Here is a 23,159-nt window from a genome sequence, read left to right as displayed (position 1 = left end):
TTTTACTTCAAATAACATGTATATATTAGTTTATAGATATAGAAAAATCAGGAAATTTACCTAGGTCTTAATAACAAAAAATCATCTTATAAAATTTATAAGATGATTTAATTCATTGTTTGAGATAAACAAATTACTAAAAAAACATTTTATTCGAGCAGAGTAGGGATTGCCTGATTGTTTGGATAGCTTTTGGTTTACCGAAACATATTTATAACTAAGATTTTTAGGGACAAAAAAGGCAGTTTAAACGTATTGTAAGCAGTATAGGTTTGGGTTGTAGACAGGATTTATGGTTTTTAAATCTGCCAGTACTGCATGAGTGTAGTTTTGACCGCCAATAGCTAAATAAAATAAAGATTTAGAAAGATAAAGTGGTCTAAAAGGTATTGTATGCCAGCAATTTGCTATATTTTTTAAAAAGTGTTTTATGGCATATTTAAAAGTTTTTTCTTCAGGGCGAACAAAATAAATCGTATAACTTTTAAATTTAGTCATCATATTAGGAAACATTACAAATCTTGCTCCTTGTTGAATTAATAAATTTATTTCAAAAAGTGTTAATCCATCGATATTCTCTGTTTTCATGATAAATTGATTTTGCAATTAATATTAGTGGTAGTATTACACTGCAAAGTTGCGACGGAAATCAAAATATTTTTAGACTTAGAAGTTTTAATATTAATAAGTTAGGTTAATTTTAAAAAAAGAAAAATCGAGAATTCATTTGATTGAATTCCCGATTTTATTTTATTTATGATTTATTATAATATTTAGTTTGAAGCTACGCCATCAACCGGAAATAAGAAATTATTTAACTCTGTATCTTTTTCATAAACATCCTGATAAAAACTAATTTCTCCAGAATCATGTACCCATGAAGTAAAATAAGTAATGTAAATAGGCACTTTATTTGGCAGTTTAAAAGTAGTTTCAGTTTTCCCTTCCATTGCTGTATTGATTTTTTCTGTTGTCCATTCTGGATAATCTTTAAGCATGGCAATAGCTAATTCTTTGGCTTTGTTTACATTAATACAACCGTGGCTAAAAGTTCTTCTTTCAAAATCAAATAATGATTTTGCAGGAGTATCGTGCATGTAAATATCTTCAGGATTTGGGAAAATAAATTTCACTAATCCAAGAGAGTTGTTTGGACCCGGTTTTTGTCTTACCTGACCATTAACTATTTCCATATTTTTTTCTGTCAAGTAATTAGGATCGGCAGCTATTTTCATTTTCAATTCGTTTTCGACAATACTTTGAGGAACTGTCCAATATGGGCTGAAAACAATTTTGTCAATATTCCCATTAAATATAGTTGTTTTAGTCACGGCAGATCCCACAAAAACTTTAGAAGTAAGTTCCGGTTTTCCGTTTTTTACATACACTAATTCAAAAGAAGGAATATTTACAATAATATATTCTTTGTCTTTTAGAATTTTTGGAGAAATCCAACGACATCTTTCCATGTTCACCATCAAGGTATTAATCTTGTCTTTCAACGGAATGTTCATTTCTTTAATATGATCTTCAGACAGAATGTAATTTGGTTTAAAACCATTTCTAAGTTTATATTTCATTACACCATCCATTAATTCACGATCATAAAAATTACTTTTAGAATCATGATCTAAATCGCCCAAAATAAATAATCTCGTTCTAACTTGTCCAATTGTTGGTGTATTGGCATCAGGTCGTAAATCTTTATAAGGAGATTCGGCAACGATAGGTTTCCAAACACCAGATTTTTCTATTTCTCTGTATTTTTTAAGTGCATCCTGCAATTTATAGTATTGGCTAAAAAGAAGCTCGTCATTTTTCTCTAATAATGTAGGTTGAGTCATTAAAGAATCTAACAAAGTATCATAAGATATTTCTTTTTTTGGAAGGAGCCATCCTGTTTTTTTAGCAGTTTCGGCATCTAAACCAACATACACACGGTTCATATATATGATGTATGCTGCTGTCAAAAGCATATCGGAATCTGCTTTTGATGGTTTATCATTTGATCTTTTTTTGAAAATTTGATCAATTTCATATTTATAAGGAAGTTCAAAAATTAAACCTTCCTCATAAGTATCATTCAATTTATCATATAAGGTTTTTCCAAACTCGTTGATTTTGTCATCTTCAAACCAAATTGGTCCGTAAGACCTTGTTTTGTACAATGAGGTAACCTCGTTTTGATATTTTTTTAAATCAGAATACCTTTTAAAGAAATCAGTCAATACTTCACTGTCAACTTTTGTATCTGAATTGTTATTTAGATAAGATTTATTTAAACTTATGTTTTCTCTGGTAGTACTATTATTATGCTTTCCGAAAGATAAAATAGTGAAACTAAGAGCTAAAATTATGCTTAGTGGATATGTCGTTTTCATTTTCATTTCAATTTTTACGTTACTACTTAGATTCGAAAGTTCTGGGTAAAAATTTGGGGCCTTTTCTACACTGCTAAATTACTTTAGGTTATTGATAATGAGTTGCTTTATTACATTTAGATTTTGCAAGATTGCCATGTTGTAGGTTTATATAGTATAAATCAGCTGGTTAGAAAATTTGTTACCCTAGTTATTAACGAAATCGATATATTTTTTAAAAACATAAAGGTTTGATCATAAACAAATATTAAAATATTTTGTAAATTGCGTCCATAAAATTATCATATTCATAAAATGGAACAACAAATACCATATATTCCTAAAAATAAAGTAAGAATTGTAACCGCTGCGTCGCTTTTTGACGGCCATGATGCAGCAATTAACATCATGCGTCGTATTATTCAGTCAACTGGAGTTGAGGTAATTCACCTTGGACATGACAGAAGTGTAGAGGAAGTGGTTAATACAGCCATTCAGGAAGATGCTAATGCCATTGCGATGACATCTTACCAAGGCGGGCACAACGAATACTTTAAATATATGTATGACTTGCTTCATGAAAAAGGAGCGGGACACATTAAAATTTTTGGCGGCGGCGGCGGAGTGATTCTGCCAAGCGAAATTTCAGAATTGCATGAATATGGAATTACCCGAATTTATGCGCCAGATGACGGCCGCTCGTTAGGGCTTCAGGGAATGATTAATGATTTGGTACAGCAGGCTGATTTTCCTATTGGAGATAAATTAAACGGAGAAATCGATCATATCGAAAATAAAGTTCCTACGGCGATTGCACGTTTAATTTCGGCAGCCGAGAATTTCCCTGAAATTGCAAAACCAGTTTTTGATAAAATTCACGAAAGCAATACCAATTCTATAATTCCGGTTTTGGGAATTACAGGAACGGGCGGCGCCGGAAAATCATCTTTGGTTGATGAATTGGTTCGTCGTTTTTTAATTGATTTTCCTGAAAAAACAATCGGATTAATTTCTGTCGATCCTTCTAAGAGAAAAACCGGAGGAGCGCTTTTAGGAGACAGAATCCGTATGAATGCCATAAATAATCCTCGTGTATATATGCGTTCGCTGGCGACACGTCAGTCGAATTTGGCTTTATCTAAATATGTAGCCGAAGCAATTCAGGTTTTAAAAGCCGCAAAATATGATTTGATTATCCTGGAAACTTCAGGAATTGGTCAGTCTGATACTGAGATTATGGATCATTCTGATGTATCCTTATATGTAATGACGCCGGAATTTGGAGCCGCAACACAATTGGAAAAAATCGACATGCTTGATTTTGCCGATTTAGTAGCTTTAAATAAATTTGATAAACGCGGAGCTTTAGACGCTTTGCGCGATGTAAAAAAACAATATCAAAGAAACCATAATCTTTGGGATAAAAATCCTGATGAAATGCCAGTTTTCGGAACAATTGCTTCGCAGTTTAACGATCCGGGAATGAACACGCTTTACAAAGCGATTATGGATAAAGTGGTTGAAAAAACGGCTTCAGATTTGAAATCGACCTTTGAAATCACTAAAGAAATGAGCGAGAAAATCTTTGTGATTCCGCCACACAGAACGCGTTATTTATCTGAAATTGCAGAGAATAACAGATCTTATGATGAAATCGCACTTTCGCAGCAAAAAGTAGCGCAGAAATTATACGGAATTTTCAAAACCATAGAATCGGTTTCTGGAAAAGTGCCACAAATTAATAAAGCAGGAATCGATGATTCGACTGTTTTACCAAGCGCAGGTCAGCCACATGATGAAAACAGAATCTTTTTAAATCTTTTATTGAATCAGTTTGATAAAGTAAAAATGGATTTAGATCCGTACAATTGGGAAATTATCCTGAATTGGGATGAAAAAGTAGCCAAATATAAAAATCCGATTTACTCGTTTAAAGTTCGTGATAAAGAAATCAAGATTGCAACGCATTCTGAAAGTTTATCGCATTTACAAATCCCAAAAATTGCTTTGCCTAAATATGAAGGCTGGGGCGATATTTTGCGTTGGAATTTACAAGAAAATGTTCCTGGCGAATTTCCTTTTGCTTCGGGATTATATCCGTTTAAACGCGAAGGCGAAGATCCGTCGAGAATGTTTGCGGGCGAGGGCGGACCAGAAAGAACAAATAAACGTTTTCATTATGTAAGTGCGGGATTGCCTGCAAAACGACTTTCGACTGCTTTTGACAGCGTTACTTTATACGGAAACGATCCAGATTTACGTCCGGATATTTACGGAAAAATTGGAAATGCGGGAGTTTCTATTTGTTGTTTAGATGATGCTAAAAAACTCTATTCAGGTTTCGATTTGGTTCATGCTTTAACATCTGTAAGTATGACGATCAATGGGCCTGCACCAATGCTTTTAGGCTTTTTTATGAATGCGGCAATCGATCAGCAATGCGAATTGTACATTAAAGCCAATGAATTAGAAAAAGAAGTTGAGGCAAAAATCACCAAAATATATGCTGGAAAAGGTATTGAAAGACCAAAATACCAAGGCGATTTACCAGAAGGAAACAATGGTTTAGGATTAATGCTTTTAGGCGTTACTGGAGATCAGGTTTTACCTTTAGATGTTTATAATGAAATAAAAGTCAAAACGTTATCACAAGTTCGTGGAACGGTTCAGGCCGATATTTTAAAAGAAGATCAAGCACAGAATACTTGTATTTTCTCAACCGAATTTGCTTTACGATTAATGGGCGACGTTCAGGAATATTTTATTACTAAAAACGTTCGAAATTTCTATTCGGTTTCGATTTCAGGATATCATATTGCCGAGGCGGGAGCAAACCCAATTACGCAATTGGCTTTTACGCTTTCAAATGGTTTTACTTACGTGGAATATTATTTGAGCCGCGGAATGAACATCAACGATTTTGGACCAAATTTATCATTCTTCTTCTCAAACGGAGTTGATCCAGAATATTCGGTTATTGGTCGTGTGGCACGTAAAATTTGGGCAAAAGCCATGAAAAACAAATACGGAGCCAACGAAAGAGCGCAAATGCTGAAATATCATATTCAAACTTCGGGACGTTCATTGCATGCGCAGGAAATTGATTTCAACGATATTAGAACGACTTTACAAGCTTTATACGCCATTTATGATAACTGTAATTCACTGCACACAAACGCTTACGATGAAGCGATTACAACGCCAACAGAAGAATCTGTGCGTCGTGCAATGGCAATTCAGTTGATTATTAATAAAGAATTAGGCTTGGCGAAAAATGAAAACCCAATTCAAGGTTCGTTCATTATCGAAGAATTGACTGATTTAGTGGAAGCTGCAGTTTTACAGGAATTTGACAGAATTACAGAACGTGGCGGAGTTCTTGGCGCAATGGAAACAATGTACCAAAGATCTAAAATTCAGGAAGAAAGTTTGTATTACGAAACTTTGAAACACAACGGCGATTTCCCAATTGTGGGAGTAAATACTTTCCTGAGTTCAAAAGGTTCACCAACGGTAATTCCAGCTGAGGTTATTCGTGCAACCGAAGAAGAAAAACAATATCAAATTACGATGCTGGATAACTTACATCAATTTCACGAAGCAAAAGTTAATGAACATTTAAATAATTTACAGCAAGCGGCTATTAAAAACGAAAATTTATTCGATCATTTAATGGAAGCTACTAAGGTTTGTTCTTTGGGTCAGATTACTTCGGCGTTGTTTGAAGTGGGTGGGCAGTATAGAAGGAATATGTAAATAATTTTTTAATGATATGGAAAAACCTCTCAGATTTTTGAGAGGTTTTTTTGTTTTTTTGAAATTGAAATGCAAAAAATGGGTGTTTTAAATTACCCAACAATATAAGTAGTTAGTTGACTACAATTTGATGTGTGGAATTAATTGGAAAAGTATTATTCCGGTAATTCGTTTAGGTATGAATTACCTATAAATAAAGCAAAACTCTTCAACTCACTTATTGTGAAATGAACATTTAGCCCACATACATTATTAGATGAATAATCTTGTATAATTACTCCTATCCACTTATTGTTTATGTCACTTATTGGTTCTATTCTTTGGTGAGAAATTCCATTTCGAATTCTCCTAAGTAAATTCTCTAAATCTCTAGGATTTTGGGTATTGGTTTTAACTCCGTTGATAGTTTGTTTGTAAAAACCTGAATCAAAAATAAAACCGGCTTGAGATATTATATTTTGAATTTCGGGAATACTATATATGCTACTTTTCAGAAATTGAATATTTCTAAAGCTTCTTTTTTCATTTGGTAAAACAATTAAGCTTAAAAGTGAATTCATTAATAATGTTATATTGTAAATTCCTTTATATTTTTTATTTAATTCAATAGTTCTTTTTATTAATTCTCTATCATACTGACCTAATTGTATTCCCATATAAATAATTTATTAATAGATTGTATCTTATAGTTTACTTTTTATCCTTTTCATGTATTTGCTTAATTTTTCAAATTCGATCTTTTTTTATGTAATTTTCCATATATTCATAATCTGGTTCTTTTTTTGAGTTGATGGGAAGCATCATTTTAAATGCTGTTATTCTATTGTTTGTTAAAGAATAACCGTGACCAAATTTATTTCTTTGTGAAGTAATGCATCTTGAAATAAAGAGTAATACAAATCTATTTAACTTCATTTTTGGGGTTAATGCGGTTACGTGACTATCTAATAAAAAATCATAAGGCTGATAATATGCTATACCAGCACCACCATCGCCATCATTATTAAGTGTTAAGCAATTATGATAAAATATTTTTTTGTTATTTTTAGAAACAAAGTTTTTTAAACCATTATCACCATTTTTGGCTGATACTAAAGGAATTTTTCCATTTTTTAAGGCCGTCATGTTATTTTGATTACCTTTTTCAAAATGAAATAAATCACTTAATTTATATTCGACCCAATCTTTTTTTTCAATAAGTTTTACTTCTTTATAGTCTTTTACTTCGTTAATTTTTTTGGTAATATAATCTAAAAATTTGTCTAATTTTTCTTTCTCTTTTTGTTGTATAAATTGCTCCATAAACAAAAAATCTGGTTTGCTATTTTTGGAAGGTAGAATAATTCTAGTTCTTTTTAGTCTCGTTAATGTTGCACCATTACCGCCCCAACTGAACTTTTCCATTTGTTTTTTTATTAGTGGAATTAAAAATTGGGAATTATTAAAATTTAGATTATCGTTTTCTAAAATTTGAATATTTTGGCCAGTGTAAAACTCGTGTTTTTGATAAAAAACAGTTTGTGTATCTAAACCAATTGTTATTACATTTTTTTTATCCTTTTCATATTGTTCGTCTTGCTCACAAATAAAAAAATCAATTGCATTATTTTTTTCGGTTCTAGTTACATATGGTATGTTCCCTTTTTTTAAAATAAGTTTATTTTTATCAATTCCACTTTTAGTCGAATAGATTTTAAAAACGTCTTCAAAGACGTATTCTTCCCATAAAATATTATTTAAATCCATTATTATTAAATGTTATCGAATAAATATTCACGATCTTGCATTACCATATTGAATTCGAAAGTTAAATAATCCGCAACTGTTTTTTCAAAATCTTCCTGATTTGGGATTTCATCATTAAAATAATAGAAGGAGTGTAGCCATTCATCCTCTGGTTTTATAGTTGTTTTTACCATAAACTTGCTTTCAGCTGGTTTGTCATGTAGCCAGCAATCAAGTAAATGATTTTTTTGTGAAATAGCTCTTGTAGTTTCAACTAATCCTATATGTTTACTAACTACAAATCCATCATCTTCATAATTAATAAATTTAGAATATTTTTTATCTGAGTGAGGTTGATGTGCAGTGAAAATAGCAATACAAGTATTAGTGCCTACGCCATAAAAAGTGTTTTTATTTAGTGTGATTACGCCCTCAAGGGTATGATTTTCTAAAATCATTTTTTTAATTAATTTGTCTTCTTTTGTTTTCCCTACCATTGTAGATAATGGAATGATGGCAACACATCTGCCACCTTCGGCTAAGCTATCGAGTAAATGTTTAATAAAATTAATTTCAGATAAATGTGCAGTATCTTTGCCTTTGGCTTGAGAATACGGTGGATTAATAAAACCAACAGTATAGTTGTTTTTTTGTAAATCTGTTATGCTTCTTCTTAAAAAATCGTCTTTAATTAAGTTACTTTTTCCATCCCCTCGCAAAATCATATTTGTAGTTGCAATTGAAAACATTTCAGCCTTAATTTCTATACCATGTATCTTATCCTTTTTTATGATTGCTTTCTCATTAGAGTTTTTTGCCTGATTTAACATTTTATGCATTCCTGCAATAAGAAAACCACCTGTCCCACAACAGGGATCAAAAATAGTATCAGAAGGTTTTAAATTAATAAGCTCAGTAAATAATTCAGTAATGTGTTTAGGAGTTAAAATAACACCTAAAGTTTGACCATCACTACCACCATAACGCATAAATTCGCCATAGAATCTACCTAAAACATCTTCAGTATTATTCGCTATTACAGATGATAGTATATTTTTGTTTATATACTCTGCAAAATATTTTAAAGGTGTTTTTTCTAAAAAAGTATTTTTCGAAGTTTCAATTGTTAGTCTAGAGTCTTTTTGGTTTAAAACAGTATTATCTCTAATTATATTAAACTGATTTAAAACAACCTCTTTTTTTGTTTCGGGTTGAACTTGTACTCTAGACATGTGAGTTGAAAGTGCATCATAAATTTTTTGTCCATCAGTTTTGATTGTATCTCCTGTTAGAGAATCTAAATTAAAAGATTCTTCACTTAATGCTAAAAGAATTGCTGAAACTACAAGTGGTTTTTGGTCATTACCTAATTGACCATAATTACGAAGTGCTTCATGTAGTTCAGAAGATTTTTTTAAAATATCCTCTAATTCAATTGTTTCTTGCGGTGTTTCACCTAAAACTTGTTCCTTGTAATATTTTTCAATATTTTTTTCAGTAAAATTTTCAAAATTTTCAACTTTTTCAAGAAGTGTATAACCGTTCTGGTCTACATAAATTGGTCGAATTACGTGATGCTTTTCATCGCCCGAGCAACCAAAAGCAAATATTTTTTTGAAATTAGTTTTTAATATTATTTCGTTTGCATAATGCAATGCTCCATTTTCGGCATAATTAGTAATTGCTTTAGAATCATTAGATAAAACTTGGCTTTCTTCGTCAGAATATAGAACTTGTTTGTCGAGTGAAGATTTATTTTCAATTACTAAGATGAAATCTTTAGATATTGCAACATATTCAGGAAAACCTGATTTTCCAGTACCTTTTTTAGAAGCAGATTTTAATGCTGTTTGAATTTCTTTAATATCACTGCCGTTTGGGGTATAGTTAATTTTAGCAATTTCTAATAGTTTGCTTACTAATATATCTGTCTTTCTCTCGTTTGCCATGCTTCTGTAATTATATCGCTAAAGTAGTAAACTATTTAAAATTTTTCTTTAGAAAAAAACTATTATTTAAAATCAAGTTTTTTGTTTCTTAAGTAGCATTATGACAATATTGTGGTTAATTTTATAAAGTTCTATAAAGAGTTCCGGAGGAACGAATCATATTGTAGAGATGGATTTTAATCCATCATGACAAAGAAATTCCGTAATTAATTCCATTTGCTTACACCTGCAAACAATAAAATCCCATGAAGTTTGTCATTTCGACCGAAGGGAGAAATCGCATTAGAAGCTCGACAATGCAAGTCGCCAATCTTTGCAGAATTACTAGTGCGATTTCTCCTCCGTCGAAATGACAATATTGTGGTTATTTTTAATAAAGTTCTATAAAAAGTTCCGAAGGAACGAAACATATTGTAGGGATGGATTTCAATCCATCATGACAAGAAATTCCGTAATCAAAAATCCATTTGCCAGCGCCAGAATAAATCAGCAGAAAATCATTCCCCAACAACCTCCCCAACACAACTCAAAAACTCCATTTCATTCAAAGGAAACATTTGCAAAACAGTTTCTAAAACTAAACCCACATTAATAGATTGGTTTTTCTTTTCTGGAACATTATGCATATCGTGATCGAGGGCTAGAATGCATAATTTTAGCATATCGGTAATAACGCAGCCTAATTCAAGATAATTTAAAACCTCAATTTGAGCGATATAATTTTTAGATTCGTCATTGGCGGGTTTTAGAGTTCGGAAATGCAGAGCAGTTAATCTTTTTAGGTTTTTTACAATTTCAAATTCATTTGTTTCCATAAGGCGTATAATTTAGTTGTGTTAGATAATTACGTTACAATTTGGCTTTTATAAATTTATTATAAGAAAAATTGTACTTTTGTTTGGTTCGGCGAAGGAAGAAATTGATTGTTCTGTAGCAAATCATTTTTTGCCGTATTGTACGGAAGAAAATCTGTTTTTTACATTTTACCGATTTTGACACTTTATTATTATCTTTGAATTATGAGCACACTAACAAAACCAAATCATATAGGGCGAAAAATAAGCCGTATTCGTGAACTTCGTGATATGAAACAGGAAGCTTTGGCGCAAGCTTTAGGAACTAACCAACAAGCAGTTTCGGCTATAGAAAACAGCGAAACTATAGATGAAGCAAAACTTATTGAAGTTGCAAAAGCTCTTGGTGTAACGGTTGAAGCCATTAAGAATTTTTCGGAAGAAGCAGCAATTAATTATTTCAATACTTTTAATGAAAGTCCTAATAACTATTTTGGACTTAATAATTGCACTTTCAATCCATTAGATAAATTAATGGAAACTGTAGAAGAAAATAAAAATCTTTACGAACGTTTGCTTCAATCAGAAAGAGAAAAAATCGAATATTTAGAGAAATTACTAAAAGAGAAATAAAGATATTAATTGAGAAACCTTTCAGAAATGAAAGGTTTTTTTATTTTAGTATTATGAAAAACACTATCTATTGTATTCTGTTTCTTTTTGTTACGATTTTTGGTTATACTCAAAATAAGCAATCGTTGCAAACGGGAGTTATTATCGATTCGGTAAAAATTGCAAATACCCCAACGGAATCGTATGCTATATATTTTCCTAAAAAATACGATGCTAAAACTCCATTAGCATTGGTTTTTATTTTTGAACCAGCTGCAAGGGGCAAAAAAGGAATTGAACCGTTTATTCTGGCCGCAGAAACGTATAATTATATTTTGGTTTGCTCTAATACTTTAAAAAATGGATCAACTCAAGATAATATTGCTATTGCTAATAGATTATTTGATTATGTATTACAAACCTATGCTATTGATACTTCGCAGCTTTATATTGCAGGTTTTTCGGGCGGTGCAAGATTAGCCAGTTTTTTTGGGATATCTACAGGCGTTTTTCAAGGCGTTATTGCTTGCGGTGCTTCTTTTAATGGTATGGATAAATTTATACTGCCTTCTAATAATTTCTCTTATGTGGGCATGGTTGGAGATAAGGATATGAATTATCAGGAAATGCTGGAAAATAAAGAATGGCTGGATAATGCAAAGCTGGTAAATACACTTTTTATTGCTCACGAAGATCATGTTTGGCCTAAGCAGTCTGAAATGCTTCGTGCATTTGACTGGCTGGAAATTCAGGCCTACAGAAAAAATATAAGACCAAAGAACGATACCATTATTAAAAGAATTTATGATATTAATTTGCGAATAGCTGATAGTTTAAAGGCAAATAAAGAAATGGTTCTTTCTGTAAATGGCTATGAAAAAGGAATTACTTTTTTTAATACAAACGAAGATAATTTTCTAAGAGCTAAAATTGCCGAAATCAAAAAATCCAGAGAGTATAAAGATGAAATAGCAAAAATGGAGGAGATAAAGGTTTTGGAAAATAAAATTTTAGATAAACTTTGGTTTCGATTTGAACAGGAATTAAAATCGGTTAAGAGTAATTCTAATTTTAAGTTTTGGAAATCTGAAATTAAAGATTTGAATAATATGAAGTTAGATAATAAAAATCCTTTAGCCCAAAATATGGCAATTAGGGTATTATATTGGTTTCAGGTTTCGGTTTATGAAGCCGGACAGGAAAATAAAAGAAATCGACAAAATGAGAAATTTACTTATTGTCAAGAATTATATAAAATTATCACTGAGACAAATTAAAGAGAAAATAAATGATTTCAGAAAAGTTTCTAATGCAATATTTTCTGAATGATCAAGAGATTATCCATAAAAAAAGCAGCTCCATCTTATAGAGCTGCTTTCATTTTTTTTTGTGGGGCAAAAAAAAGTGGTTTAACGACGAAACCCAGGACTTTCGTTTACCGACTCGTCTAACTTAACAGTTTTTGCCTTTTTCGCAACAACTTTAATTTCGTGTTTAGCAACTTTGTCGTTTGCTTTAACTTCTAACACATAAGTTCCGGCTGGTAAACCTTCTAAACTTATTGTTTTCGAAACCTCTAATTTGTTTGCTGCAGAATCTCCCGCATAAAGTAAATTGTGATTTTCGTCATAGATAGAAAAAGATGATTTTTCAACTGTGTTTAAAGTAAAGCTAACTACTTTTCCGTTTCCAGTTTGAATGTTTAAAATGTAATCCCCTTTTCCATCAATAGCGTAAGAAAATAAAGTTGCAAAAAAGAAAGCTGCAACTAGACCGGCTTTGGTAAATTTTGTCATGTTTTTTTAAAGTTTTATTACTAAATGTGGAACGGTCAAAACTACAAATACAAATTTAATTTTTAGCAAAAAAATCACCTTTTTTAAGATATAAAATGCTGAATTCAAACTGTTTCTGTGTTTTGTCTACGCAATGTACGTAAATACGGGGCTTGCGGTTTTAAAAAATTTCATTTTTTTTAATGCTGTAAAAACCAGACACATACATTTATTAAGAATAATTTTCCAAAAAAAAAATATTTTTCATTTTCCAAAAAAAATTAGCATAAAAAAACAGCTCAATAATCACAAAGAGCTGTTTCTAAAACTTGCGTTTTTAAACTTTACTAACTATCTAACCTTATTTTATACTTATGAGAAGTATAACTTTTTTAGCGCACTGCTACGCTTGTATTTTTTTCTGAACCTGTTTTATAAACAGATGAAACTGCTTTTGCAGATAATACAGTTGTATCGTCTGTAATTGTAATTTCGTGTCTCACTTTTTTTACATTGTCTTCAGCTTCTAAAAAATAAGTTCCCTCAGGAAATTCTTCTAAGCTAAAAGTTCTTAATATTCCATCTTTACCTGAAGCAGTTTCAGAGTAAATTAGATTTCCGTCTTTGTCATAAATCGTCAGGGTTGCTTTTTGCAATTTGTTGATCGCAAATGTGATAAGCTTTCCGTTGGCTTTTATTACATGAAGATTAAAGTCTTCATTTCCATCAATTGCATATGTACTTCCTGTAAAAAGTACTGCACATACTAAACTCAATTTTAAAATCTTTTTCATAACTGTTAGTTTTAAATTATTAGTTTAATTCTCTGATGTAAAAGTATTACAGAAGTGCTTATTTTTTAACAACTCTATTCTCCAATTTAGATGCTGTATTCTCATTTACGAAACCGTTATAGGTTAAAATTTGAATTATTTATATCGTTTTTGTTAATTAGGTTGTTATTTTTCAATGTTTTTGTAAATATTTGATTTTACGTTTTTCTTACATTTTAATAATAAACCAACTCTTAAAGAAGTGAATTTGTAAAGTAGGTTTTACCAAAAAGTAAAGAGCAAAAAAAAACAGCTCAATAACCACAAAGAGCTGTTTCTAAAACTTACGTTTTCTAACTTTACTAACTATCTAACCTCATTTTTATACTGTATGCGAGTATAAATTTTTAAGTGTATTTGGGGCACACTATATTTTTTGCAGAAATCTGCTTAATTAATTGATTTTGTAGACAAAACTGTTGCATCATTTGTAACGGTAATTTCGTGTCTTGCTTTTTTGAAGTTATCTTCAATTTCTAAAAAGTAAGTTCCGGTTGGAAATTCTTCTAAACTAAAAGTTCTTAAGATTCCGTCTTTACCAGAAGCGTTTTCAGAATAAATTAAATTATTGTTTTTGTCATATATACTAATACTTGCTTTTTGAGTTTGGTTTAAAGCAAAAGTGATTAGTTTTCCGTTAGCTCTTAATACGTGAAGATTAAAAGCATTGTTTCCGTCAATTGCATAAGTACTTAATCCTGATAAAAGTACAGCACATACTAAACTCAATTTTAAATTCTTTTTCATGGTATTTGTTTTTGATGTTATTATCTCTAATTCTCTGATGTAAAATTACTTTAGATATATGTATTTTTTATCAACTCTATTTTCCAATTTCGATGCTGTATTCTCATTTACGAAACCGTTATAGGTTAAAATTTGAATTATTTTTATTGTTTTTGTTAATTCGTATGTTATTTTTCAATGTTTTTGCAAAATATAACTTTGAGGTTTTTGTACCTTATATATAGGTATACAATACAATATTAGCTTTACGTTCCCGTGGTTGAAACCACGCGTTTAAATTTGATATGATTTATTAGGAGGTGGAGAATACTTAGATTTCTTGAATAGATTCAATTGGAAACATAGCCAGCGGTTTCAACCGCTGGGAACGTAATATAATCACAATACAATATCGACTTTGTGTTCCCGTGGTTGAAACCACGGGCTATATTGAAATAAGGTGTGATTTAGGAGGTGGAGAATACTTAGATTTCTTGTATAGATTCAATTGAAAACATAGCCAGCGGTTTCAACCGCTGGGAACGTAATATAATCACAATACAATATCAACTTTGTGTTCCCGTGGTTGAAACCATGGGCTATATTTAAATTTGATGAGGTTTTTAAGATTTGGTGAATTTGTAGATTTCTTGAATAGATTCAATTGGAAACATAGCCAGCGGTTTCAACCGCTGGGAACGTAATATAATCACAATACAATATCGACTTTGTGTTCCCGTGGTTGAAACCATGGGCTATATTTAAATTTGATGAGGTTTTTAAGATTTGGTGAATTTGTAGATTTCTTGTTTAGATACAATTGAAAACATAGCCAGCGGTTTCAACCGCTGGGAACGTAATATAATCACAATACAATATCGACTCTGCGTTCCCGTGGTTGAAACCACGGGCTATATTTGAATTTGATATGATTTTTGAGATTTGGTGAATGGGTGTATTCTTATATAGATACAATTGAAAACATAGCCAGCTGTTTCAACCGCTGGGAACGTAATATAAAATTGCAATAAAAAATCTGCAGAATCTGCAGAATCTGCGTGAAAATAAATTAAGCGCTTTTTAAAAAAGTTTAAAACAAAAAAAAACAGCCCAATAACCACAAAGAGCTGTTTTTAAAACTTACGTTTTTAACTTTACTAACTATCTAACCTTAGTTTATACTTATGAGAAAGTATAAGTTTTTTAGCGTACTGCTACGCTAGTATTTTTGTCTGAAACTGTTTTGTAAACAGATGAAATTGCTTTTGAAGATAAAGTAGCGATCTCGTTATTTACATTAATTTCATATCTAACTTTTTTTGCATTGTCCTCAACTTCTAAGAAGTAAACTCCATCAGGAAATTCTTGTAAGCTGAAAGTTCTTAAAATTCCGTCTTTACCAGAAGCATTTTCAGAATACAATAAAGTACCATCTGTATCGTATATAGCTAATTTTGCTTTTTGAGTTTGGTTAAGACCAAAAGTGATCATTTTTCCGTTTTTCAATACATGAAGATTAAAGTCCTCATTTCCATCAATCGCATAAGTGCTGATTCCTGATAAAAGCACTGCACACACTAAACTTAATTTTATCTTATTCATAGTATTTGTTTTTAAAAATTATTATCTCTAATTCTCTGATGTAAAATTACTTCAGCTATGCGAAAATAATATCAACTCTATTTTCCAATTTATGTGCTATATTCTCATTTACGAAACCGTTATAGGTTAAAATTTGAATTATTTTAGGTGTTTTAGTTAATTACGTTGTTATTTTTCAATGTTTTCTAAATGTTAACGTTTTGAAAAACTTCCAATATTCTTACATAAATTATGAATGTCTATAAAAAAGGTCGAATAAATACGATATCTTAAAAAAATCTGGAATAAAAATACGGGTTGTTTAAAAAAAGACGTTTTAGTGATAATTTGTTAGATTATCTTTTTGTTATTTTAATGAAAAATTCTCATTTACGAAACCGTTATAGGTTAAAATTTAAATTATTCTAGGAGTTTTTGTTAAATTTGCTATTATTTTTTAAAGAAATTATCATGAAAGCAATTGCCCCAGCTCTTGAAGTGATAACTAACTCATACGGAAGTTCTTTTACCTACACTAAACACGCCGAAAAGACCAATAGCAAAGCTCATTTATGGCATTATCATCCAGAGATTGAGTTGGTTTATATAAATGGCGGGGCTGGAAAAAGACAAATAGGAAGCCATGTTTCCTATTATACAAATGGTAGTTTGATTTTGATAGGGTCTAATTTGCCGCATTGCGGCTTTACGAATGAACAAACGGGAAACGTAAACGAAACAGTTATTCATATTAAACCTGAATTTTTAGGGAATGGCTTTTTTGGTGTACCGGAAATGAGAAAGATTCAAAATGTTTTAAGTCAGTCTAAAGGCGGAATCGCTTTTGGCGGAGAAACTAAAAAACATATTGGAAAAAAAATAGAAGCAATGGAAGACCAGCTTCCGTTTGAACGTTTGCTTTCGCTTTTGAATATTCTGGATGAATTAGATTCGTCTGAAGAGTATACAATGCTGAACGCAGATGGTTTTGCAATGGAACTGCAGACTCAGGATAACGATCGTATGAATGTGGTTTTTAATTTTGTTAAAGATAATTTTCAGCAGTCTATCGCTATCGACGAGGTTTCGAATTTAGTGAGCATGACAACGCCTTCTTTTTGTAGATATTTTAAAAAGATTTCCAACAAAACTTTTACAGAGTTTGTAAACGAATATAGATTGGTGCACGCCTCAAAACTTTTGGCCGAAAAACCTATAAGTATAAATGAGGTTTGTTACGAAAGCGGTTTTAATAATTTCAGTCACTTTAGTAAATCGTTTAAACAATATACAGGTAAAAGCGCATCGCAATACCGTCACGAGCATAAGATTATTATTAGTTAGTATTTTTGTGTTTTAGCCACAGATTACACAGATTAAAATGATTTTTTTTAGTTGCCACGAATTACACTAATTTCCACGAATTAGTTTGTGAAGAGTGTTAATTGTTTTTTGCCACTGATTAAAGGATTAAAAAGATTTTTAGAATCCGTTTATAAGCCACATTGAAAAATAAATTCGTGGAAATTAGTGTAATTCGTGGCAAACCAACCTTTATATGTTTCTTGCCACAGATTTCACAGATTAAAATGATTTTTTTTTAGTTGCCACGAATTACACTAATTTCCACGAATTAGTTTGTGAAGAGTGTTAGATGTTTTTTGCCACGAATTACACGAATTACACGAATTAGTTTGTGAAGAATGTTTGATATTTTTGCCACAGATTAAAGGATTAAAATGATTTTAGAATCCGTTTATAAGCCAAGTTGAAAATAAATTCGTGGAAATTCGTGCAATTCGTGGCAAACCAACCTTTATATGTTTCTTGCCACAGATTTCACAGATTAAAATGATTTTTTAGTTGCCACGAATTACACTAATTTCCACGAATTAGTTTGTGAAGAGTGTTAGATGTTTTTTGCCACTAATTAAAGGATTAAATTGATTTTTTTTTAGTTGCCACGAATTGCATGAATTTCCACGAATTAGTTTGTGAAGAATGTTTGATATTTTTGCCACAGATTAAAGGATTAAAATGATTTTAGAATCCGTTTATAAGCCAAGTTGAAAATAAATTCGTGGAAATTCGTGCAATTCGTGGCAAACCAATTTTTCAAAGAAAATAATCCATAGAATCCTTTTAATCTGTGGCAGAAAAAATAACAAATCCATAATCCGATTAGTATAAAAGCTGGTCGGATTTTTCATTTAGTTTGTTCAGAAAAAAGGTATATTTACACTCCTTTAATCAAAAAAAACTATCAAAATGAAAAACCTTAAAATTTTAGTATTCTTTGTTTTTCTGTGTGTTTCCTCAATGTCATACGCAGCAAAAGTAGATACTTTACAAATTGCAAGTGCAGCCATGAACAAAACCTACAAGGCGGCTGTAGTTTTACCAAATTCGTATGCAAAAAGTAAAACCACGTTTCCGGTAATGTATTTGCTGCACGGAGCGTACGGATATTTTGGTGACTGGTTAAAAAATACTCCAAATAAAAAACTGGTTCAGAATTTATCTGATCAATATAATTTAATCATCGTAATGCCCGAAGGAGAAACGTTTAGTTTTTATCTGGACAGCCCTGTAAATAAAGAAAGCCAATTTGAAACTTTTATTACACAGGAAGTTATTCAAAAAGTTGACAAAACATACCGAACAATCAGCAATAAAAGCGGAAGAGTTATTACCGGACTTTCGATGGGCGGACACGGCGCTTTATATCTTTCTGCCAGACATCCAGATTTGTTCTGCGCTGCCGGAAGTATGAGTGGTGCAGTTGATATGAGTACAATGCTTAACCGAGAATCTTCGGCGCAAGTGATAAAATTAATGCAGCCTGTTTTTGGGGACAGAAGTGATAATTCTGAGTTGTATGCACAGCACGCTGTTATGGGAATGCTGGATAAAATAAAAGAAAATAAATTGCCTTTAATTATTGACTGCGGAGTAGATGATTTCCTGATTGAGCCCAACAGAGAATTACACCGCCGATTAGTTTATAATAAGGTAGAACACGATTATACTGAACGTCCCGGCGCACATACTTGGGAATATTGGGAAAATTCACTACCTTACCATGTATTATTTTTTAGCAAGATCCTATTTAAGAATCAGGTTGTTGCAAAAAAATAATACAAAATTTCATTCTAAAACCCATTTAACAAAATTTTTGGTTTGGTTTTTGGAATGCTTTTATAAACTTAAAAAAAATATATATTATGAAAAAGATACTTACGTTATTCGCTGTTGTTGGGTTGATTGTATTTACAAGCTGTGAAGGAGATCAAGGGCCTCCGGGATTAGACGCTCCACTTCCTTATGTTTTTGAAGTCACTACGGATTTTACTGGTCCAAACTATGAAAGAAATGTTCCAATACAGGGCATGCTTTCTGGAGACGTTGTTTTAGTGTATGAATTAGTTGGAACAACAGGAGGAGATAGATGGGCATTATTGCCTCAGATATATTACTTTAATGATGGCTTAGAAACGGCTCAATATAATTTTGATTTTTCAAAAACTAATGTTAGAATCTTTATCGATGGCAGCATAGCTGATTTTTCTCAATTACCAAATAGTTTTAGATTAGGAAAAACATTTAGAATTGTACTTGTTCCTGGCGATGATGGTATAAATGCTAAAAAAGCTAAGGCAGATTATTCAGATTATAATGCTGTTATAGCAAAATACAATATTGATGACAGTAACGTGAAAAAAATAAAATAATTCAGAATCAATAATAAGAAAAGGAAATCGAAAGATTTCCTTTTCTTATTTAGATTTTAAGTTTTATTAATTTTTCATAAATGTTGCTTGTATACTTCTTTGATCTGATATGTCAAAATTTATAAAATACATTCCAAATGGTAGGTTGGAAACATTTACACTTATTATACTTGGACTTATTATAGAGTAATTATTTGAATTTACTACTAGGCCATTTACATTAGTTATACGAAATGATGTTGTTGTCATATTAAGAATTGTTCCTTTCTTTTCAATAGTTATAACAGAAGAAGCTGGATTTGGATAAACTATTAGTCCTTGATCTAAATATTTGTAACTACTTGATGATAAATTTACTTCATTACTATATGATGTTACTTCATTTGTGCTCAGTAAAACTGTTAGACGTCTATAATTAAAAGTTATTGGTGTTGACCAACTAATCTCCCCCCTCCCTCTATTGGTAGAAACAAGTTGAAGTTGTGTAGGTGTATAATCTTTTGATGTTGCCCCGATAATATTAGCCCACTTGCCAAGTTTGGTTGTGGAAGTTTGATCCATAGATTGGCTTTGCCATTGATAAGTAAAATATTGATTTGGATTTGAAACAGCTGTAGAACCTATAAAGGAAGTCGGTGACTCAATTTCGTTTGACGCCGATATTGATAAAACTTGATCACAACAAATTGTATTGTTATTTCGAATATTTCGTAATACTAATTTTAAAGTATTGCTAACTCTTTTTATATTTTGATATATAGCAATTCTTCTTAATAAGTAATAGTTATCCTCATTGATATTTTGATCTAATGGATTAAATGATTCTAGGTTATATGGATGGCTACTATTAATTGTAATCCAATTCAGATTACCACCCAATGCTTTATTTGTTTTTGCGTATTGCCATTCAAATCTTTCAATCGCTGTAAAAGTATCTCCTCTTTGAGAAGTATGGAAAGGATCTTGTAAAATATTTAAATTTACTTGTGCTCCTTGTGTAGTTCCAGATATTTGTTTTGGATTGGTACTTATTATTTCTACAAATCCATCAGCATTTACGGGATCATCAACTGAAATTTCATTTGAAAGTATTGGCGATGGTACAACAGTAATTGTAACAGTATTACTTTTGTTAGGAGCAGTTAAAGTAGTTGGGTAACCTAAACCTCTCATTACTGTAAAATTTCCCAGATTTTCTACGTAATCTAATGATAGAGTTTTGTTGGCATTGTCAACTTCTATAATACGAACATTCGGATTCCCATTTACTTGCCATGAGGCATTTATACCATATGTTTGCCCTTGATAAGGATTAAGATATTGAGAGCCAGTTATTGTAGCAGGTTTATCTCCTTGTCTAACGGTTTGATTACAGCATATTGAATTTGGAATTTTAGCTGGATCAGGAGCGTCTGCAGGAATTTGAGGAGTTCCGCCGCCTTGCGTAGCATTTTTAATAATAGCAAGATTAGAGCTTTTGTATATTACACCGCCTCCAGTTTTATATTCTGCATAAATATAAGAGCCAGAAGTAGTAAAAGAACTCCAAAGTAAGTTTATAACAAAACTACGAGATGCAGATTTTCCTTCCCCAAAAAATAAAGCTCCTCCGTTTCCTCCAGTTACAATGTTGTCGTTTAAACCATTTACGGAATGAATGGTAATTGTACCGTAATTTCCTGGTATTGTTGGCATTTCGACTGTAACTCCTAATCCTATAGTTGAATTTGGTGTGCCGCCTAAATTAATTGGTCCTCCGCTAACGCTTTGACCGTTGACTGTAGTTGGTGTGAGCGTAACTTTTTGCCCAAATGAAGTAAAGGCTAATAAGAAAACAAAAATGGCGTAAATGTAATTTTTTCTCATGATAAAAATTTATGGTTTATAATGAGATAAAAATAACCTTTAAATATGTAATATCTTATTTTTAAAAGTTAAAATATAATATTTATCTTATAATTTAACAATTGGGCTACAATAGATATAAAAAAGGAAATTAAAAGATTTCCTTTTTTATGAATATATGTTTTGAAATGATATTACAAATCAGAATCAGTAAGTTCTTTTTCTTTTCCGAATTTAAGTGAAACCAAAATTCCAACTAAAAGCGAAAGCGCAATAAATCCTAACGAAGCCCATTCTGGAACGTGAATCCATTCATGAAGAAGCATTTTTAAACCTACGAATGCTAAAATAGCTACTAAGCTGTATTCTAAGAAACTGAATTTTGCCAGCATGTTTGCCAGGAAGAAATACATAGAACGTAAACCTAAAATGGCAAAAATATTAGAACTAAATACTAAAAAAGGATCAGAAGTAATGGCTAAAATTGCCGGAACGCTGTCAACGGCAAATAAAACGTCCATAACTTCAATTACTATTAAAGCAACGAAAAGCGGCGTTGCTGCCTTTTTTCCTTTTTCGGTTAAAATGAAAAATTTCTCATGATCCATGTGTGATGTAATCGGAATAATTTTTCCTAACGTTTTGTATACAAAAGAATCCTTAGGATTAAAATCTTCTTCTTCTCCAGAAAACAACATTTTTATAGCAGTAAATACTAAGAACGCCCCAAAAACATATGTTGTCCAGCTAAATTTATTAATCAGCATAACTCCGAAGAAAATCATTAAACCACGGAAAACAATCGCGCCTAAAATTCCCCAGAATAAAACACGGTGCTGGTACTTTTGCGGAATTTTAAAAGAAGCGAAAATAATCGCAATTACAAATATGTTGTCTACACTTAAAGATAATTCAATTAAATAACCCGTAATAAACTTCATCGAAGCCACTGCAGGCTTTAAACCGTCGGGGTTTGCAATATAATCTGTAGTATAAAGCCAATAGATAACACCAGAAAATAAAAAGGATAAAGTAACCCAAATCAATGTCCATTTACTGGCTTCTTTGGTGCTGATAATATGCGGTGTTTTGTTGAATACACCTAAATCTAAAGCAAGAATAAAAACTACGGCCAATAAAAAGAGAGTCCAGACTATCATGATGGTTTTTTTAAATGAAATACAAAGATAAGTTTTGAAGTTTAAATTAAAAATTATTTATAAGAAAGGTACTTTTAAAATTAAGGAATTTTGTGGGATGTGAAATGTAAAAGGTGAGAGGGGTTTCTTTGTAACTTTTGTTAGTGCGGTTGCTTCGTTCCTCACAATGACAAACTGTGCGTTTGCTTGTTGTTTGTTAGGAATGATAAAAAAATCTGTTTAAACCAGCGTCATCTGTGTGCCATTACACAAGGCTTTGTAAACTTTGTAACTTTTGTTAGTGTGGTTGCTTCGTTCTTCGCAATGACAAAA

Annotated in this window: 18 protein-coding genes; 6 read left to right on the top strand and 12 right to left on the bottom strand. The window is 31.4% G+C overall.

What is annotated here, in order from left to right:
- Positions 1 to 246 precede the first annotated feature (246 nt).
- The gene (locus tag BUE10_RS04890) at positions 247 to 588 is read right to left on the bottom strand and encodes a hypothetical protein (RefSeq protein ID WP_073483061.1); all 342 of its coding nucleotides are present in this window, start codon (positions 586 to 588) and stop codon (positions 247 to 249) included.
- 185 nt (positions 589 to 773) lie between these two features.
- On the bottom strand, positions 774 to 2,381 hold the full coding sequence (locus BUE10_RS04885; RefSeq protein ID WP_073483059.1) for a L,D-transpeptidase family protein: 1,608 nt from the start codon (positions 2,379 to 2,381) through the stop codon (positions 774 to 776).
- A gap of 294 nt (positions 2,382 to 2,675) precedes the next feature.
- Here BUE10_RS04885 and BUE10_RS04880 point away from each other — a divergent pair, with 294 nt between their 5' ends.
- Complete coding sequence (locus BUE10_RS04880; protein ID WP_073482793.1) at positions 2,676 to 6,116, top strand: methylmalonyl-CoA mutase family protein; 3,441 nt, start codon at positions 2,676 to 2,678, stop codon at positions 6,114 to 6,116.
- Positions 6,117 to 6,271: 155 nt separating this feature from the next.
- Here the strand turns inward: BUE10_RS04880 and BUE10_RS04875 are convergent, their stop codons facing one another.
- The 4 genes from BUE10_RS04875 to BUE10_RS04860 all read right to left on the bottom strand — a co-directional run bounded on the left by BUE10_RS04875 (position 6,272) and on the right by BUE10_RS04860 (position 10,605).
- Entirely contained in the window at positions 6,272 to 6,772 is a 501-nt protein-coding gene (locus BUE10_RS04875; RefSeq protein WP_073482791.1) for a HEPN family nuclease, read from the bottom strand.
- A 70-nt stretch (positions 6,773 to 6,842) separates the two neighbouring features.
- Entirely contained in the window at positions 6,843 to 7,862 is a 1,020-nt protein-coding gene (locus BUE10_RS04870; RefSeq protein ID WP_073482789.1) for a restriction endonuclease subunit S, read from the bottom strand.
- A 5-nt stretch (positions 7,863 to 7,867) separates the two neighbouring features.
- Positions 7,868 to 9,790 (bottom strand): HsdM family class I SAM-dependent methyltransferase, encoded by a 1,923-nt coding sequence (locus BUE10_RS04865; RefSeq protein WP_073482788.1) that lies wholly within the window; start codon positions 9,788 to 9,790, stop codon positions 7,868 to 7,870.
- Between the two features lie 497 nt (positions 9,791 to 10,287).
- Positions 10,288 to 10,605, bottom strand: coding sequence for a hypothetical protein (locus BUE10_RS04860; protein ID WP_073482787.1), 318 nt, complete (start codon positions 10,603 to 10,605; stop codon positions 10,288 to 10,290).
- Between the two features lie 204 nt (positions 10,606 to 10,809).
- On the opposite strand from BUE10_RS04860, the gene BUE10_RS04855 reads away from it, so the two are divergent.
- Positions 10,810 to 11,217, top strand: a complete 408-nt coding sequence (locus tag BUE10_RS04855) for a helix-turn-helix domain-containing protein (RefSeq protein WP_073482786.1) — start codon at positions 10,810 to 10,812, stop codon at positions 11,215 to 11,217.
- A gap of 53 nt (positions 11,218 to 11,270) precedes the next feature.
- Positions 11,271 to 12,473 (top strand): alpha/beta hydrolase family protein, encoded by a 1,203-nt coding sequence (locus tag BUE10_RS04850; protein WP_073482785.1) that lies wholly within the window; start codon positions 11,271 to 11,273, stop codon positions 12,471 to 12,473.
- 132 nt (positions 12,474 to 12,605) lie between these two features.
- Here BUE10_RS04850 and BUE10_RS04845 read toward each other — a convergent pair whose 3' ends face one another.
- The 4 genes from BUE10_RS04845 to BUE10_RS04825 all read right to left on the bottom strand — a co-directional run bounded on the left by BUE10_RS04845 (position 12,606) and on the right by BUE10_RS04825 (position 16,132).
- The gene (locus tag BUE10_RS04845; RefSeq protein WP_073482784.1) at positions 12,606 to 12,992 is read right to left on the bottom strand and encodes a secretion protein; all 387 of its coding nucleotides are present in this window, start codon (positions 12,990 to 12,992) and stop codon (positions 12,606 to 12,608) included.
- Between the two features lie 371 nt (positions 12,993 to 13,363).
- Positions 13,364 to 13,765 carry a DUF3244 domain-containing protein gene (locus tag BUE10_RS04840; RefSeq protein ID WP_073482783.1) on the bottom strand — a complete coding sequence of 134 codons (402 nt, stop codon included), beginning with the start codon at positions 13,763 to 13,765 and terminating at the stop codon, positions 13,364 to 13,366.
- A gap of 429 nt (positions 13,766 to 14,194) precedes the next feature.
- A complete protein-coding gene (locus BUE10_RS04835) occupies positions 14,195 to 14,551 on the bottom strand; it encodes a T9SS type A sorting domain-containing protein (protein WP_073482782.1) in 357 nt (118 codons plus the stop codon).
- A gap of 1,182 nt (positions 14,552 to 15,733) precedes the next feature.
- Complete coding sequence (locus tag BUE10_RS04825) at positions 15,734 to 16,132, bottom strand: T9SS type A sorting domain-containing protein (protein ID WP_073482778.1); 399 nt, start codon at positions 16,130 to 16,132, stop codon at positions 15,734 to 15,736.
- A gap of 450 nt (positions 16,133 to 16,582) precedes the next feature.
- On the opposite strand from BUE10_RS04825, the gene BUE10_RS04820 reads away from it, so the two are divergent.
- The 3 genes from BUE10_RS04820 (at position 16,583) to BUE10_RS04810 (ending at position 19,842) form a co-directional block, all read left to right on the top strand.
- A complete protein-coding gene (locus tag BUE10_RS04820) occupies positions 16,583 to 17,455 on the top strand; it encodes an AraC family transcriptional regulator (RefSeq protein ID WP_073482776.1) in 873 nt (290 codons plus the stop codon).
- Positions 17,456 to 18,379: 924 nt separating this feature from the next.
- Positions 18,380 to 19,249, top strand: coding sequence for an alpha/beta hydrolase (locus tag BUE10_RS04815; RefSeq protein WP_073482774.1), 870 nt, complete (start codon positions 18,380 to 18,382; stop codon positions 19,247 to 19,249).
- Between the two features lie 86 nt (positions 19,250 to 19,335).
- Positions 19,336 to 19,842, top strand: a complete 507-nt coding sequence (locus BUE10_RS04810; protein ID WP_073482772.1) for a hypothetical protein — start codon at positions 19,336 to 19,338, stop codon at positions 19,840 to 19,842.
- A 66-nt stretch (positions 19,843 to 19,908) separates the two neighbouring features.
- Here the strand turns inward: BUE10_RS04810 and BUE10_RS04805 are convergent, their stop codons facing one another.
- Together BUE10_RS04805 and BUE10_RS04800 are read right to left on the bottom strand one after the other, a co-directional pair.
- Positions 19,909 to 21,708 (bottom strand): T9SS type A sorting domain-containing protein, encoded by a 1,800-nt coding sequence (locus tag BUE10_RS04805; protein ID WP_073482770.1) that lies wholly within the window; start codon positions 21,706 to 21,708, stop codon positions 19,909 to 19,911.
- 173 nt (positions 21,709 to 21,881) lie between these two features.
- Complete coding sequence (locus BUE10_RS04800) at positions 21,882 to 22,847, bottom strand: TerC family protein (protein ID WP_073482769.1); 966 nt, start codon at positions 22,845 to 22,847, stop codon at positions 21,882 to 21,884.
- Between the last annotated feature and the right edge of the window lie 312 nt (positions 22,848 to 23,159).

The sequence above is a fragment of the Flavobacterium sp. CF108 genome, from assembly GCF_900129795.1.
In the GTDB taxonomy this organism is placed as follows: domain Bacteria; phylum Bacteroidota; class Bacteroidia; order Flavobacteriales; family Flavobacteriaceae; genus Flavobacterium.
Note: the sequence above shows the minus strand (reverse complement) of the source record. Positions and strands in the feature narration are given on the sequence as shown.

Bases quoted from the DNA above. Each gene is read 5' to 3' on its own strand.
- BUE10_RS04805 (WP_073482770.1), bottom strand. From the start codon at position 21,708: ATGAGAAAAAATTACATTTACGCCATTTTTGTTTTCTTATTAGCCTTT.
- BUE10_RS04855 (WP_073482786.1), top strand. From the start codon at position 10,810: ATGAGCACACTAACAAAACCAAATCATATAGGGCGAAAAATAAGCCGT.
- BUE10_RS04825 (WP_073482778.1), bottom strand. From the start codon at position 16,132: ATGAATAAGATAAAATTAAGTTTAGTGTGTGCAGTGCTTTTATCAGGA.
- BUE10_RS04890 (WP_073483061.1), bottom strand. From the start codon at position 588: ATGAAAACAGAGAATATCGATGGATTAACACTTTTTGAAATAAATTTA.
- BUE10_RS04880 (WP_073482793.1), top strand. From the start codon at position 2,676: ATGGAACAACAAATACCATATATTCCTAAAAATAAAGTAAGAATTGTA.
- BUE10_RS04840 (WP_073482783.1), bottom strand. From the start codon at position 13,765: ATGAAAAAGATTTTAAAATTGAGTTTAGTATGTGCAGTACTTTTTACA.
- BUE10_RS04815 (WP_073482774.1), top strand. From the start codon at position 18,380: ATGAAAAACCTTAAAATTTTAGTATTCTTTGTTTTTCTGTGTGTTTCC.
- BUE10_RS04865 (WP_073482788.1), bottom strand. From the start codon at position 9,790: ATGGCAAACGAGAGAAAGACAGATATATTAGTAAGCAAACTATTAGAA.
- BUE10_RS04800 (WP_073482769.1), bottom strand. From the start codon at position 22,847: ATGATAGTCTGGACTCTCTTTTTATTGGCCGTAGTTTTTATTCTTGCT.
- BUE10_RS04860 (WP_073482787.1), bottom strand. From the start codon at position 10,605: ATGGAAACAAATGAATTTGAAATTGTAAAAAACCTAAAAAGATTAACT.
- BUE10_RS04870 (WP_073482789.1), bottom strand. From the start codon at position 7,862: ATGGATTTAAATAATATTTTATGGGAAGAATACGTCTTTGAAGACGTT.
- BUE10_RS04845 (WP_073482784.1), bottom strand. From the start codon at position 12,992: ATGACAAAATTTACCAAAGCCGGTCTAGTTGCAGCTTTCTTTTTTGCA.
- BUE10_RS04835 (WP_073482782.1), bottom strand. From the start codon at position 14,551: ATGAAAAAGAATTTAAAATTGAGTTTAGTATGTGCTGTACTTTTATCA.
- BUE10_RS04850 (WP_073482785.1), top strand. From the start codon at position 11,271: ATGAAAAACACTATCTATTGTATTCTGTTTCTTTTTGTTACGATTTTT.
- BUE10_RS04885 (WP_073483059.1), bottom strand. From the start codon at position 2,381: ATGAAAACGACATATCCACTAAGCATAATTTTAGCTCTTAGTTTCACT.
- BUE10_RS04875 (WP_073482791.1), bottom strand. From the start codon at position 6,772: ATGGGAATACAATTAGGTCAGTATGATAGAGAATTAATAAAAAGAACT.
- BUE10_RS04810 (WP_073482772.1), top strand. From the start codon at position 19,336: ATGAAAAAGATACTTACGTTATTCGCTGTTGTTGGGTTGATTGTATTT.
- BUE10_RS04820 (WP_073482776.1), top strand. From the start codon at position 16,583: ATGAAAGCAATTGCCCCAGCTCTTGAAGTGATAACTAACTCATACGGA.